Origin of the sequence: Vibrio sp. 11-4(1) (genome assembly GCF_013048625.1) — a bacterium.
Lineage (GTDB): Bacteria > Pseudomonadota > Gammaproteobacteria > Enterobacterales > Vibrionaceae > Vibrio > Vibrio diabolicus.
In genome coordinates this window covers 39,030-53,149 of record NZ_VHSY01000012.1, presented here as the reverse complement: position 1 = coordinate 53,149, position 14,120 = coordinate 39,030, and the positions used below count along the sequence as shown (strand labels likewise).

Genomic DNA, 14,120 nt, shown 5'->3' with positions numbered 1-14,120 from the left:
AAAGAATACTTAAAATAAATACATCAAAACACAGCATTTAAAAGACATTACCGTTGCGCAGTATAGGGCGAGCGCTCAGCTTGTCATGTACTGCGGTATGTATCTCTTTAGAAAGATACATAAGATAAAAAGGACAATAAGCAATGGACTCCGCCGTTATAGATAAACCCCAATCCAAACTTTCCTTATTTTTTCGTTCGTTAGGCCCCGGCATATTAATGGCATCTGCTGCGGTGGGTGGCTCTCACCTCGTCGCATCAACCAAAGCTGGTGCGATTTATGGCTGGCAACTGGCTGCACTGATTCTGCTCGTAAACCTGTTTAAATACCCTTTTTTCCGAGCGGGCGTACAGTACACCATGGGAACAGGGCTCACTTTGGTTGAGGGCTACGCGAAATTAGGTCGGCCTTATCTATGGCTATTTCTATTTCTGAGCGTGGTCTCAGCCGTAATCAATACCGCCGCTTTGTTGATGTTTAGCGCTAGCTTGCTGGGCTACTTCATTCCGTTTTCACTATCAATGGCATCACTCAGTATCATTGTGATTGTCACCTGCCTGATCATATTATTTGCTGGCCATTACAAAGCGCTCGATACGCTATCTAAGGTGATCATGTCGGTGTTAACCATCGCGACTTTACTTGCCGTTTCTATCGCCTTTGGTAACCCTGTTGAGCAAGTGGCCAACTTCGAGCCACCGTCACCTTGGTCGATTGCGGCAATTGGCTTTATCGTCGTAACAATGGGCTGGATGCCAGCACCGATAGAGATCTCCTGTTTAACCTCTGCATGGCTAAAACGCCAATCAAGCCAGCAAGAAGTAACGTATCGCTCTGCTCTATTTGACTTTAATGTCGGTTATATTGGCACGGCTTTTCTTGCCATTATCTTTGTATCGCTAGGCTCTTTGATGCTTTATGGATCTGGCGTTGCGCTTGAAAGCTCTGGCGTTGGCTTCTCCCACCAATTGGTTGGCTTATATGCGGCGACGATTGGCGAATGGTCTCGTTACTTAATCGCGGTAATTGCGTTTTTCTGTATCTTTGGCAGCACGATTACCGTTATTGATGGCTATTCGCGCGTTATTTCGGATTCTCAACGCCTACTGCGCTCGCAACCAGACACTAACCCTAAAACCACTTCAGCGATCATTCTGGTAGTCTCCTTACTTGCATTAGGTATTGTGGTTTTCTGGGCTTCTGCGTTATTGCCTATGCTGAACTTTGCGATGATCCTCGCCTTTATGACCACGCCATTCTTTGCTCTGCTAAATTACACATTAGTGAGCAAAACCGAGTTACCTGAACCTTTGGCTGTTGGACCTAAACTGAAGTGGTTGTCGATTGCAGGCCTGATTTACTTGTTTGGCTTCTTGGCTGTGTTTATCTGGTGGAAGTGGTTGATGTAAATGAGGTAGCTATTAGTGATTAATGCATTCCGCATAAAGAAACTAAACCGCAAATAAAGAAAAAGGTCTTCAACTGAAGACCTTTTTTAATGAGCAATAAATACTTACTTAGTTGTGGCTCACCACAATCAAACGTAGCGAGTCGAGCTGCACTTGAGCTTGGTTGATGTAACCAGTGAGCTCCTTAATTTGTGCATCAATGGCTTCAATTTCTTCGTCACGAATATTTGGGTTTACCGCTTTCAGTGCTTGCAAACGCTCAAGTTCTGCATTCAAGCTATGCTGCATATCTTGATGAGCTTGCTTGCGTACTTCCTCAACCTTCGCTTCGATAAGATTGTCCCCCGCTTCGATCAAGCGGTGTACGTCTTTCTGTACCGACGTGACCAACTTGCTGCCTAAGTGACGGTTTACAGGGCTGAGCTGGCGGTTAAAGCTTTCAAATTCCACTTGAGCAGACAAATCATTACCACGCGAGTCCATCATCAAACGGATTGGCGTTTTCGGTAAGAAGCGCGCGATACCACTGCGTTTTGGCGCTTGCGCATCTACCGCGTAAATCAACTCAAGAAGAATGGTCCCGACTGGTAACGCTTTGTTTTTCAGTAGAGATACCGCAGACGTCCCCACCCCTTCACTCATCAGAAGATCGATACCACCCTGGATCATTGGGTGCTCCCAACTGATAAAGTGCATATCTTCACGAGATAAAGCCGTATCACGATCAAACGTGATCGTCGCCCCTTCGTATGGCAGGCCTGGGTAGCTTGGTACCATCATGTGCTCAGATGGGGTCACAATCAGTGCGTTTTCACCTTTGTCGTCTTGGTTCAAGCCAATCGTATCAAAAAGAGAAAGTGCGAAGGTGACCAAATTGGTATCGCCGTCGGTTGATTCAATTTTCTCAACGATTTGTTGTGCTTTTTCCCCGCCATTTGAATGCATTTCTAATAGGCGATCACGGCCTTGCTCTAATTGGGATTTCAGCTCTTTATTCATTTTTGCTGACGCTTCAATAATCTCATCTAGCGTGCTGGTATCACCAGAAGCAAGAATTTCAATCAGATCATCAGAGTACTTATCGTAAACAGCACGGCCTGTTGGGCAGGTTTCCGCAAAAGCGTTCAGGCCTTCATCGAACCAACGTGCTAGGATCGCTTGCGATGTGCCTTTCAGGTAAGGAATATGAATGTCGATGTCACGGTTTTGGCCGATACGGTCCAAACGACCGATACGTTGCTCAAGCAAATCTGGGTTGAATGGCAAGTCGAACATGACAAGTTGGTTGGAAAACTGGAAGTTACGGCCTTCAGAGCCGATTTCACTACAGATAAGAACCTGTGCACCACCTTCTTCTTGCGCAAAGTAAGCGGCTGCTTTGTCACGCTCAAGGATCGACATACCTTCATGGAAGACGGTCGCACGAATGCCTTCACGCTCACGCAGCGCTTGCTCCAATTGCAGAGCCGTACTTGCACGAGAGGCAATCACCAGAATTTTCTCGCTGCGCTTCTCTTTTACCTTTTCAAGTAACCAATTCACGCGCGAGTCAAACTGCCACCAGCTTGCGTCATCGCCTTCAAATTCTTGGAAAATTTCTTCCGGGTAAAGGTTCTTCATCGCACGTGCTTCAGAACTCATCTTACCGCCGATCATCCCAGCAACACGCATTGACGTGGTGTATTGCGGTGGAATATCCATTGGCATCAGGTGCACGTTACGCGCAGGGAACCCTTTGATAGCCGCACGTGTGTTACGGAACAGAACTCGTCCCGTACCGTGACGATCCATCAAGTTGTCGATCAACTCTTGGCGCGCTGACGCTTTCGCTTCTTCGTCCGCTTCACTTTCGATAATGCGGAAAAGTGGTTCTACGTCTTGTTCAGACAACAACTCAGTAATCTGGTTTTTCGCTTCATCAGGCAGTTTTTCACCAGAGAAAAGTGAAGTAATCGCATCCGCTACAGGTGCGTATTGCTCTTCTTCCTCGACAAACGCTTCATAATCGTAGAAACGGTCAGGATCCAGCAAACGCAGACGAGCAAAGTGGCTCTCACGACCAAGCTGTTCTGGCGTTGCCGTCAGTAGCAGTACGCCCGGAGTGCGTTCAGCTAAACCTTCTACCACTTGGTATTCACGGCTTGGTTTATCTTGGCTCCACTCAAGGTGATGCGCTTCATCGACAACTAATAGGTCCCATTCGCCTTCCAGTGCTTGTTCAAAACGCTTGCGGCTCTTGCGTAGGAAATCCAAAGAACACAGCACGTATTGCTGGGTATCAAATGGGTTTTCTGCATCCGCGAATGCTTCGATACAACGCTCTTCGTCAAAGATAGAGAAATGCAGGTTGAAACGACGCATCATCTCAACCAGCCATTGATGTTGCAGTGTTTCAGGTACCACAATCAAAATGCGTTCTGCACGGCCAGACAGCACTTGCTGGTGGATGATCATGCCCGCTTCGATGGTTTTACCCAAACCCACTTCATCCGCCAGTAATACGCGTGGCGCGTGGCGACGGCCAACTTCGTGCGCGATGTAAAGCTGATGAGGGATCAAACCTGCACGCATACCACACAAGCCACGCATTGGACTCTTATGCTGCTCAAACTGGTTGGTTAGCGCACGGTAACGCAGAACAAAGTTGTCCATGCGATCGATTTGACCGGCGTACAACTTATCTTGAGGTTTATTAAAACGAATTTGGTTGCTCAGAAAAATCTCACGCAGAACAACGGCGGTTTCTTGCGTGTCTTCACGAGTACCGAAATAGGTGTATAGACCTTCATCTTCCAGTACTTCTTCAACTTTTAGAGACCAACCTTCTTGGCAGTCGATGACATCACCAACGTTAAAGGTGACTCGGGTAACAGGTGCATCGTTACGTGCGTAAACTCGGTTTTCCTCTGACGCTGCAAACATCAATGTCACAGTACGAGCATCCATTGCTACAACGGTACCTAAACCTAAATCGCTTTCCGTATCGCTAATCCAGCGCTGCCCCAAAGCAAATGTCATGAATTGACTACCTCGTTATTAGTTCTTGATTCGTGTTTCTTGTTGGTCTACTCATGCCCGTAGGCATGGGTAATAGTTTAGATCTGATTCTGGCTTCTGCTATGCCGATAGCATTCGTCATTCCAGTATGAACTGAGTATTTTTAAGCCAGCTCAACATGATAAATCGGACGTAGCCTATACGCAGAAAAAGGTCGCTAATCTTACTTGAAGCTGTGATTTAGGTCACGCCGAAACCGCATCAAGCGGAAACTTTTTTTCCCAAACTATAAATGCAATCAAATTGTAAAATACTCATGCCAATTATTAAGTTGTAGAACGTAAATATTACGTATACTTCTAGTGAGGGGCGTTTAAAACCATTGCATATGATTTAAGCGCGTTAGTACACGATTAGGATCAACACGGGTTTGCAGTAAGTTGTCTTGCTACTCGGTTGCACACTAACCGACATCAGCCCGACAACCTCTATTGCAAGCAATCAGAGTTAGGCCGCTTCACACCTATTTGAGAACGACCTAACCACTCGCATGCAGAGCCGTATTACGGCAAGGAGACGCTATGGGCGATACCGATCGGAAACTGTTTGTACTTGATACCAACATTCTTCTTCATGAACCCTTTGCCATCTTCTCTTTCCAAGAACACGATGTCGTTATCCCCATGACCGTGTTGGAAGAACTCGACCGAATCAAAGACAGCAAACGCGATGTCGCAAGAGACGCTCGCGTGGCTATTCGCGCTTTGGAAGATTTGTTTAAAGAAGCAACGCCCGATGAAATTTCTGAAGGTATTCCTGTTTCTAAAGACAGCCCCGACCAAGGCACCATTTCCATTTTGGCGGATTTCGAACTGCAGGAAACCGTCAAAGCCTTCGCCGACAAAGCCGGTGACAACCGCATTCTCAATGCGGTGCTTTATCTGCAAAACAAACGAGCACCACGTGAAGTGGTACTGATCACGAAAGACATTAACATGCGTCTGCGCGCCAAAGGCGCTGGCGTACGTTTTGTTGAAGACTACCGAACCGATCAACTGATTGACGACATTCAATACCTCACCAAAGGCTTTCAACTGCGTGAGGGGGACTTCTGGAGTGATATTGAGGAAGTGGAAAGTTATGCGCTGGGCGGAAAAACCTATCACAAGCTCAGTCGTGAACCTTTTGAACCAACCTTTATTAACCAATATGTGATTGATGAAGACAGCGACTTTGCTGGCCGCGTGGAAACCATCAATGAAGACAAATTAACGCTACTCGACCTGAGCCGTGAACGCATGATGCACCGTAAGGCTTGGGACATCACACCAAAAAACATCTACCAAGGAATGGCGTTGGATGCCTTACTTGACCCGGATATTGACCTAGTGATTTTAACCGGTGCCGCTGGTAGTGGTAAAACGCTATTAGCCATGGCAGCAGCACTGGAGCAAACCATTGAAAAAGGCATGTTCGATAAAATTATCGTGACGCGTAACACGCCAGACATCGGTGAATCCATCGGCTTCTTACCCGGCTCAGAAGAGGAGAAAATGATGCCGTGGTTAGCGGCGGTGACCGATACCTTGGAAGCGCTACATAAACACGATCACTGCACTGAAGGCTCATTGAAGTACATCTGCGATAAAGCCAACATTCAATTTAAATCGATCAACTTTATGCGTGGCCGTTCGATCCAAAATGCGTTTGTACTGCTTGATGAGTGTCAAAACCTCACCGCATCACAAATCAAAACCATCATCACCCGCTGTGGTGAAGGAACAAAAATCGTCTGCTCCGGTAACTTGGCGCAGATTGACTCTCATTACCTCACCCCAGTGACATCAGGGTTGACGTACATGGTTGAGCGCTTCAAGAACTTTGAAGGCAGCGCAAATATTCACCTCAACGGCGTGGTTCGTAGCCGCTTGGCGGAATTTGCTGAAGAAAATCTATAATCAACACCGACTCACAAAGCAAAAGAGCGCTCTAATGAGCGCTCTTTTTATAACGATTCGAATGAGTTACTCAGTGCCACCCACCGTCAGTGAGTCCAATTTCAAGGTCGGCTGACCAACACCAACTGGCACACTTTGACCTGCTTTACCACATACGCCAACGCCCTTGTCGATACTTAGGTCGTTGCCGACCATAGAGACTTGCTGCATGGCTTCGATACCTGAGCCAATCAACGTCGCACCTTTAACAGGGCGCGTAATTTTACCGTTTTCAATCAAGTACGCTTCCGATGCGGAGAATACAAACTTACCCGAAGTAATGTCCACCTGACCGCCACCAAAGTTTGGCGCATACAACCCTTTCTCTACCGTCGAGATGATTTCTTCTGGCGTATGTTCACCTGGAAGCATGTAGGTGTTGGTCATACGCGGCATCGGCAAATGTGCATACGACTCACGACGACCGTTACCTGTTGGGTTCACACCCATTAACCGCGCGTTTAGCTTGTCTTGCATGTAACCTTTCAGCACACCATTTTCGATAAGCGTGTTGTACTGGCCATTCACCCCTTCATCATCCACATTGAGTGAACCACGAAGGTCTTTTAATGTACCGTCATCAACAATGGTACACAGTGAAGACGTCACTTGTTGACCCATTTTGCCAGAGAAAACCGAAGATTCCTTACGGTTAAAGTCACCTTCTAAGCCATGACCTACCGCCTCATGTAGCAATACGCCTGGCCAACCTGAGCCCAATACCACTGGCATCATGCCTGCTGGCGCGGCTTCTGCTTCAAGGTTAACCAACGCCATGCGAATCGCTTCGTCTGCATAATGGAAAGCTTGTTTCACACCATTGCTTTCCGTTAAAAAGAAATCGTAACCAAAACGGCCACCGCCACCAGCGCTACCTCGTTCACGTCGTTCACCTTTTTGAGCGAGCACGCTAATAGACAAACGTACCAAAGGACGAATATCGCCTGCATAAGTACCGTCTGTTGCCGCAACAAGCATCTGCTCATGCACACCGCTGATGCTGATCGAGACTTCTTTAATCAATGGTTCTTTAGTGCGGATGTAAGCATCTAGAGACTTAAGTAATTCTGTTTTTTGCTGCTTTTCCCATTCAGCTAGTGGATTCACAGCCGCGTAGTACGCTTGGTTCTCCGTACGTTTAAACGCATGAACTTTGCCATTTTGCCCTTGCTGAGCAATACCGCGCGCCGCCATTGCACTCTGCTTCAGGCCTTCAGGCTGGATTTGATCAGAGTAGGCAAAGCCTGTTTTTTCGCCAGTTACGGCGCGGACACCAACACCACAATCAATGTTAAAAGAGCCATCTTTGATGATGCTGTCTTCTAGAACCAGAGACTCATGCCAGCTGGACTGAAAGTAAATGTCCGCATAATCGATCTGGCGCGTCGCAATGCTGGCAAGCGTGTCAGCAATGTCTTGTTCTGTCAGACCATTTGGGGCAAGGAGTGCCTGTTCTATTTGGTTTGTGCTCATAGTTAGCTCTTTTATTTCCGTCTCAATTCATTTTGAAAGCGACTGTGTTGAGTCAGCGGCATATTCTGCCTTACTTGTTGGCTTTGTGACAAATCTATCTCTGTCACTAACAAGCCTACTTCATCCTGAAGCTGCTTATGGATACGTCCCCAAGGGTCAACGACCATCGAGTGTCCCCATGTTTTTCGTCCACATGGATGCGTTCCAGTTTGTCCGCTTGCCAAAATCCAACATTGTGTCTCAATCGCTCTAGCTCGCAATAATACTTCCCAGTGAGCTTGCCCCGTCACAGCGGTAAACGCAGCAGGCACCACAATGATATCCGCGCCTTCTTGGCGTAATACTTTATAAAGCTCAGGGAAACGAAGATCGTAACAGATGCTCAATCCAACGCTGCCGATATCGGTTTCCGCCACGACTATTTGATTACCCGCCATAAACGTGTCCGACTCACGATAACTACCATAACCATCGGCTACGTCGACATCAAACATATGCAGTTTGTCATAGTGAGCAATGCATTTACCGTGCGGCGGCAATACAAGCGTTGTGGTCGTGACACCTTTTGCGGTTTGAATGGGCATGCTTCCGGCAATCAGTGTTAACTGCTTCTTTCTTGCGATTTCAGAGAGCCGCTGTTGAATCACGCCACTCCCAAGTGGCTCTGCATGTTGATGGTACGCTTCGCGGTTGGCAAACAGCACCGTATTTTCAGGGGTAAGGACAAGCTTGGCACCTTGCTTACTCGCCAAAGCACACTGTTTTTCAATAAAGTCCAGATTCGCAGTGATATCAGGACCCGATGTCATTTGAATAATGCCAACACGTTCCATGTGTTTCCTCCCTATTCCATTTTAGTCGGTGAGTTATTTGGCCTGTTCACGCAGCTTTTCTGGCAGTTTGTATTCACCTTTACTTCGAGAAATTTCTTTTACCGTTGGTGAATCTAGTGGGCCTTTCACTTCATAATTGACTTGAGTGAAGACCTCAACCACCGGAGAAATCACTGTTGAGATGGCTAAAACATACAACGCGGTTTGTGGCGCTACTGCAAACGCGGTCAGCATTGGTAGGCCTGATGTGATGTCTGGGGTGAACTTCACTTCCGCATCGACCATTCTGCTGTTCATATTGGCGATGCCGCGGATCTGCATTTCCCCTGCTAACGCATCCATCACGATATCGTTGGTGATAAATACGCCATCTTGGATTTTGCCCGTGCCTGTGATCGAGTTAAACGCCATGCCTTTGTCGAATACGTCGGTAAAGTCGAGCTGCATCTTACGGATGATAGAATCCAAACTGAACAGGCCTAACAAACGTGCCGCACCACTGACTTCACTGATCACGCCTTTACCAAATTCCGTTGAGACATTCCCTTGCAAGGTTTGTGTCTTCATCGACCAAGGCGCGCCGTCCCATTCCATATTGGCGTTGATCTCAAATGGTGCCTGCTGAATACCTGATGTGATACCAAAGCGCTCCATAAGGTCAGTGTTGTTATCACCTTTCATTTTCATGGTTAAGTTGGAATGGCTGCTCTCTTTTGTCAGGTCCCACCAACCGCTCATATCAATACGGTTTTTGCCGCTGCTAAAGGTGATATTTTTCCACTCCAAACGGTTCTCGCGACGCTGCAAATCAACATTCACCTTCCCCACTTTGTAACCTTGCAACCAAAAATCATCGATGTTCAAAGTTAAGTTTGGCATCTCAGCGTGAAACTGGCGGTCAAAATTGGTAATCAAAGGCGCGTTTTGATCCTCACTAGCAAAGAGCGAACTGCGCTCTTTGGTCATCTCTTCAAACCCTGGAATATACAGGTGTAAGTGCTCCAAAGAGACCGATAAGTCATAAGGTTTCAGATAGTTAGCCTTACCTTTAACCTCTTGACTGTCCACATCGAGTTGCCAGCTCAAATTCTTTTTGCTTGCGGAGAAGTCCACATCATGAAACTCAATCCCACCAAGCTGCAAGTTTGGCGTTTCAACATCAATCCGTGTCGGCAATGGAATACTCGGCGTCTTCATGCTTGCCAAAACAGATGAGGATTGCTTACCTTCCGAGCCCTGAACCAGCTCTGCCCATTGGTCTAAATTAAGCTCACCGACACGCACTGATGCATCGTGTCCGACAATAGGGCTGATCCTGAAACCACCTTTGCCGACCATTAAATGAGTCGCCGTCAGAACAGGTACGTCGCCAGTTATATCTATCTCGGTTTGATACTTAGCATTTGGGATCTGTAGTCTTGCTGAAATGCTTTCTTGGTTGCCGGATGCCTGTAGTTTTGCTTGCCCGGATTCGCCAACTTGTTTCGCTAGCGGATAGGGATATTGACTCGCTAAACGATTTAGCTGCGCCAACACATCAAGTTGATAGGTGAAGCCTACATCATTAAGTTGTAAGTCAATGTCCATTTGCCACGGCGCATGCCCAGAAACAAGCTTTAACCAACGCTCACCAACATAAGGTTTGAGAGGCTCAACGTCCCAATCCCCTAATGTATTAATCGTCACATTGTAGCCCTGTTCCGCACTCTCACCACGAAAATCGAGGGAGATAGGCTGGGTAAGCAACTCTGCAGACAAACCCGATGTGGTGACCACATCATTATCGAAGTGGATACGCCCTGTGGCTTTCTCCAGCGTCATTGGCGGCGCTTCAATATCGACACGATTTTCTGTTAAATCGGCATAACCCCAAGCACGGGACTCTTTTTCAAAATCAAACGGAATGTTGAGCTGGAACTCAGAGTAAACCGGACCACTCACTTGCAGCGCCGTCAACGCTGCCCCGACCGAGTCCACCAATGGCGTCGCCATCATGTAGTCACGAACTTCATTACCCGGCGCGCTCGCTTTGGCTTCAATCTCAATGTGTCCCCCCTCCGCCAACTCAGGGATTCGCCCAGTAATACGCTTGGCATGAACACCATTTAGCGTGGCGGACTTTGAATCCAAATACATGGCATCATTTTCAAACAGCAAGTCCAGCTGCAGATCAGTGATGGTTGGCCACGCCGTATCAAAGCTAAATTTCGCGTCTTTTAAACCGACCCACGCCTGAAACATGCCATTATGATCTTTGTAAGGAAAATCCCCTAACTCGCCATACCACAGCAGCTTAGCCGTATTCACTTTACCGCCTTGAATCGCAGTCGATAGGTAATCCGTTAAGTCTTGTCCAAGTGCCAGAGTCGGCAGGTAACGCCATGTTTCACCTGCGTTATAGAGATCTGCTTCAGCATAAAACGATAAAAATGGGCTTTGTTCTTTTGGAAAATCAAGACGGAATGCTCCTAGTACTTGAAGATCCGGTGTCGCTGCCGTCACTTTATCAGACCACAAGCGCCAGCCACTCACATCTTGTTGCCAGATAATATCGACTTCACCTTGTTTGATATTCAGCGGAGCTTGAAATACATCACCGTACGGAAATACATCATCAATGACGGTTACTTTCGCTTTTGCCTGATCTAAATCACCAGATACACTGCCCTGTACATGATGGAATCCTGGTAGCAGTTCCCATTGCGTCATCGCAAGTTCATCCAGTTCCGCGGAGTAGCGTAACGTGTCTAAACCACCGTTCATGGACAAGCGAACATCTTCAACTCGGCCTTTCGGTGCCAATTTGTTGATAAGGTCACTGGTCGATTCTGACTCTGGAGCCAATTTGATGAGCGGAATAAGTGCTTCGATATCGAGTTGAGAAAGGTTGAGCGTCCAACCATTCGGTTGCCAATCAAACGCTGCGTCTAATTCCGGCCAAGGGGTGTTGTCGGTTCGGATCCGAAGTGAGTGACCATTTACTTTCCAACCTTGTTTATCTGGTCGAAGGTTGAAAATACCTGACTCGATAAACAGCTCATGACGACCGTTTTCATTCCACACCAGCTCAGAAGGCAACAGTTCAACATACGCATCATTCGGTTGGCTGTGTTTCAGCGTCAGCCAAGTGTTTAAGCTGACCTTACCCGACTCAGCACCCGACTCTTCTTGCATGTAAGTGGTTAACCAAGGCGTCACTGAGACATCTTGGGCACTTACGTAAAACTCACCAGACACATCACGCAGCGAACCATGGTCTTTAAAGTTAGCGCTCACTAACAGTGAATTCAGACGAACATCGGCAATGTTCACGGTGCCTTCAGCTAAGTGATGCTTGCCTTGGTTGCTCCAACGGAGCTGCTCGATATCTAAACGGCGAGTCTCACCAGATACCGATTTATACCAAATCCGTGAGTCGGTAATGGTGAAGTCTTCAAACTGACGTAAAAGAAGTGAGTCGAGTTGGTCGATGAGCTTCACTTCGCTCTTATCCACACTCGGCTCCTGCTCTTGACGACTAGAGGTCGGCAGAATGTCTACGGTGTGAATATCCAGAGCGAGGTTATGGATGGTGAGGTCTGCGACCACCGGTTTGAGTTGCAAAAGAGATTGAATGAGATCGAATTCAATTTGGATTTCTTCAACGGCAAAGCGTGCATCCTGAATATTCGGCAGGTTCGCTTCTAAACCGAGTAGCGCGATGGAGGGGTGATTATTGCGCCACGTCCCTGCGACGTTGGCGATAGAAAAGTCAAAACCTGTGTCCTGCTTGACCCAGGTTTTGATCTCATCTTGGAAGTGGTTAAGTTGTGGCAATGTGACGCGCAGTGTGGTTACTAATATGGCCAATAACACCAGTACAGTAACTAAACTCCACGCACAAAAACGCCCAAAACGGTTAACACCAGAATTCACAAATGTTCCAAATTACATCATTACGACGTCAAACTGTTCCTGAATGTACAGGGGCTCAGCCTGAACTCGCACTTGCTTGCCAATAAATACTTCGAGCTCAGCCAATGCATGAGACTCATCACCCAACAGCGCTTCAGCAACAAACGGCGATGCGTATACAACAAAATTATCGGCGTCGTAAGCACGGTTTACACGAGTAATCTCGCGTAATATCTCAAAGCACACGGTTTCAACCGTTTTCACACTGCCACGGCCCTCACAAGTAGGACAGCCAGAACACAAGATATGTTCAATACTTTCTCGTGTGCGCTTACGCGTCATCTCGACTAAGCCGAGCTGAGTAAAGCCGTTGATGTTGGTTTTTACTCGATCTTTAGCCAGTGCGGTTTCCAATGAGGTGAGCACTCGCTGACGGTGCTCTTCAGACGCCATATCGATAAAGTCGATGATGATGATGCCGCCAAGATTGCGCAAACGCAGCTGACGAGCAATAGCCTGAGTTGCCTCAATGTTGGTATTAAAGATGGTCTCTTCAAGATTACGACGACCAACAAATGCACCAGTGTTGATGTCGATAGTTGTCATAGCTTCAGTTTGATCGATGATCAAGTAGCCACCCGACTTTAGCTCAACCTTGCGCTCTAAAGAACGCTGAATTTCATTCTCGGTGTCGTACATGTCAAAGATTGGCTTGTCACCTTCGTAAAGCTCAAGCTTGTCTGTTAACTCAGGTACATACTCAGAAGTGAATTCTTTCAGGTTTTCATATTCGAGGCGGGAGTCGACCATGATTTTATCGAGCTCTGTGCCGACAAAATCACGCAGAATGCGCTGGGCTAAACCAAGTTCACCGTAAAGCGTTGAACGCGTTTTGTATTTTGAACGACGCTCCATGACTTTTAGCCACAAACGCTTTAGAAATGCCGCATCTTGAGAAAGCTCTTTTTCATCTGCGCCTTCCGCTGCGGTACGAATGATAAAACCACCGTGCTCATCACAGTAATGATTCACCACTTTTTTCAGACGCTCGCGCTCTTTCTCACTCTCAATACGCTGCGAAACACCGACATGACTGGCCCCCGGCATAAAAACAAGATAACGCGAAGGTAAGGTGATATCCGTCGTTAAACGCGCGCCTTTCGTACCGAGCGGATCTTTGACCACTTGTACAACAATGTCTTGCCCCTGACGTACCAGCTCAGAGATATCACGGACTTGAAACTGCTGTTTTTCGTTCTCTGCCACACATTCGGTATGCGGGACAATATCTGACGCATGTAAAAACGCCGCTTTATCTAAACCGATATCGACGAAAGCCGCTTGCATACCTGGCAGTACTCGGCTGACTTTGCCTTTGTATATATTGCCCACAATGCCGCGACGCGATTCGCGCTCGATATGTATTTCTTGTAGTACTCCACCTTCAATCATGGCCACACGAGTTTCACTCGGGGTCACGTTAAGCAGCAATTCTGCACTCATGTGCACACCTCAAA

7 protein-coding genes are annotated in these 14,120 nt (G+C 47.2%); 2 read left to right on the top strand and 5 right to left on the bottom strand.

Annotation, left to right across the window (positions count from 1 at the left end; all coding sequences use genetic code 11):
• The first annotated feature begins 143 nt into the window (after positions 1 to 143).
• Positions 144 to 1,409, top strand: coding sequence for a divalent metal cation transporter (locus tag FKN16_RS20350; protein WP_170903455.1), 1,266 nt, complete (start codon positions 144 to 146; stop codon positions 1,407 to 1,409).
• Between the two features lie 108 nt (positions 1,410 to 1,517).
• On the opposite strand, the gene rapA is transcribed toward FKN16_RS20350, so the two are convergent.
• On the bottom strand, positions 1,518 to 4,427 hold the full coding sequence (rapA, locus tag FKN16_RS20345; protein WP_170903454.1) for an RNA polymerase-associated protein RapA: 2,910 nt from the start codon (positions 4,425 to 4,427) through the stop codon (positions 1,518 to 1,520).
• Between the two features lie 560 nt (positions 4,428 to 4,987).
• On the opposite strand from rapA, the gene FKN16_RS20340 reads away from it, so the two are divergent.
• On the top strand, positions 4,988 to 6,364 hold the full coding sequence (locus FKN16_RS20340; protein ID WP_006742346.1) for a PhoH family protein: 1,377 nt from the start codon (positions 4,988 to 4,990) through the stop codon (positions 6,362 to 6,364).
• Between the two features lie 66 nt (positions 6,365 to 6,430).
• On the opposite strand, the gene tldD is transcribed toward FKN16_RS20340, so the two are convergent.
• Genes tldD through rng form a run of 4 tightly spaced genes read right to left on the bottom strand, consistent with a single transcriptional unit; the run spans position 6,431 to position 14,106 of the window.
• Positions 6,431 to 7,876 (bottom strand): metalloprotease TldD, encoded by a 1,446-nt coding sequence (gene tldD / locus FKN16_RS20335; RefSeq protein WP_047009150.1) that lies wholly within the window; start codon positions 7,874 to 7,876, stop codon positions 6,431 to 6,433.
• A gap of 11 nt (positions 7,877 to 7,887) precedes the next feature.
• The gene (locus tag FKN16_RS20330; protein WP_170903453.1) at positions 7,888 to 8,709 is read right to left on the bottom strand and encodes a carbon-nitrogen hydrolase family protein; all 822 of its coding nucleotides are present in this window, start codon (positions 8,707 to 8,709) and stop codon (positions 7,888 to 7,890) included.
• Positions 8,710 to 8,742: 33 nt separating this feature from the next.
• Positions 8,743 to 12,624 carry a YhdP family protein gene (locus FKN16_RS20325; RefSeq protein ID WP_170903452.1) on the bottom strand — a complete coding sequence of 1,294 codons (3,882 nt, stop codon included), beginning with the start codon at positions 12,622 to 12,624 and terminating at the stop codon, positions 8,743 to 8,745.
• Positions 12,625 to 12,636: 12 nt separating this feature from the next.
• The gene (gene rng, locus FKN16_RS20320; protein WP_005381138.1) at positions 12,637 to 14,106 is read right to left on the bottom strand and encodes a ribonuclease G; all 1,470 of its coding nucleotides are present in this window, start codon (positions 14,104 to 14,106) and stop codon (positions 12,637 to 12,639) included.
• Positions 14,107 to 14,120 lie beyond the last annotated feature (14 nt).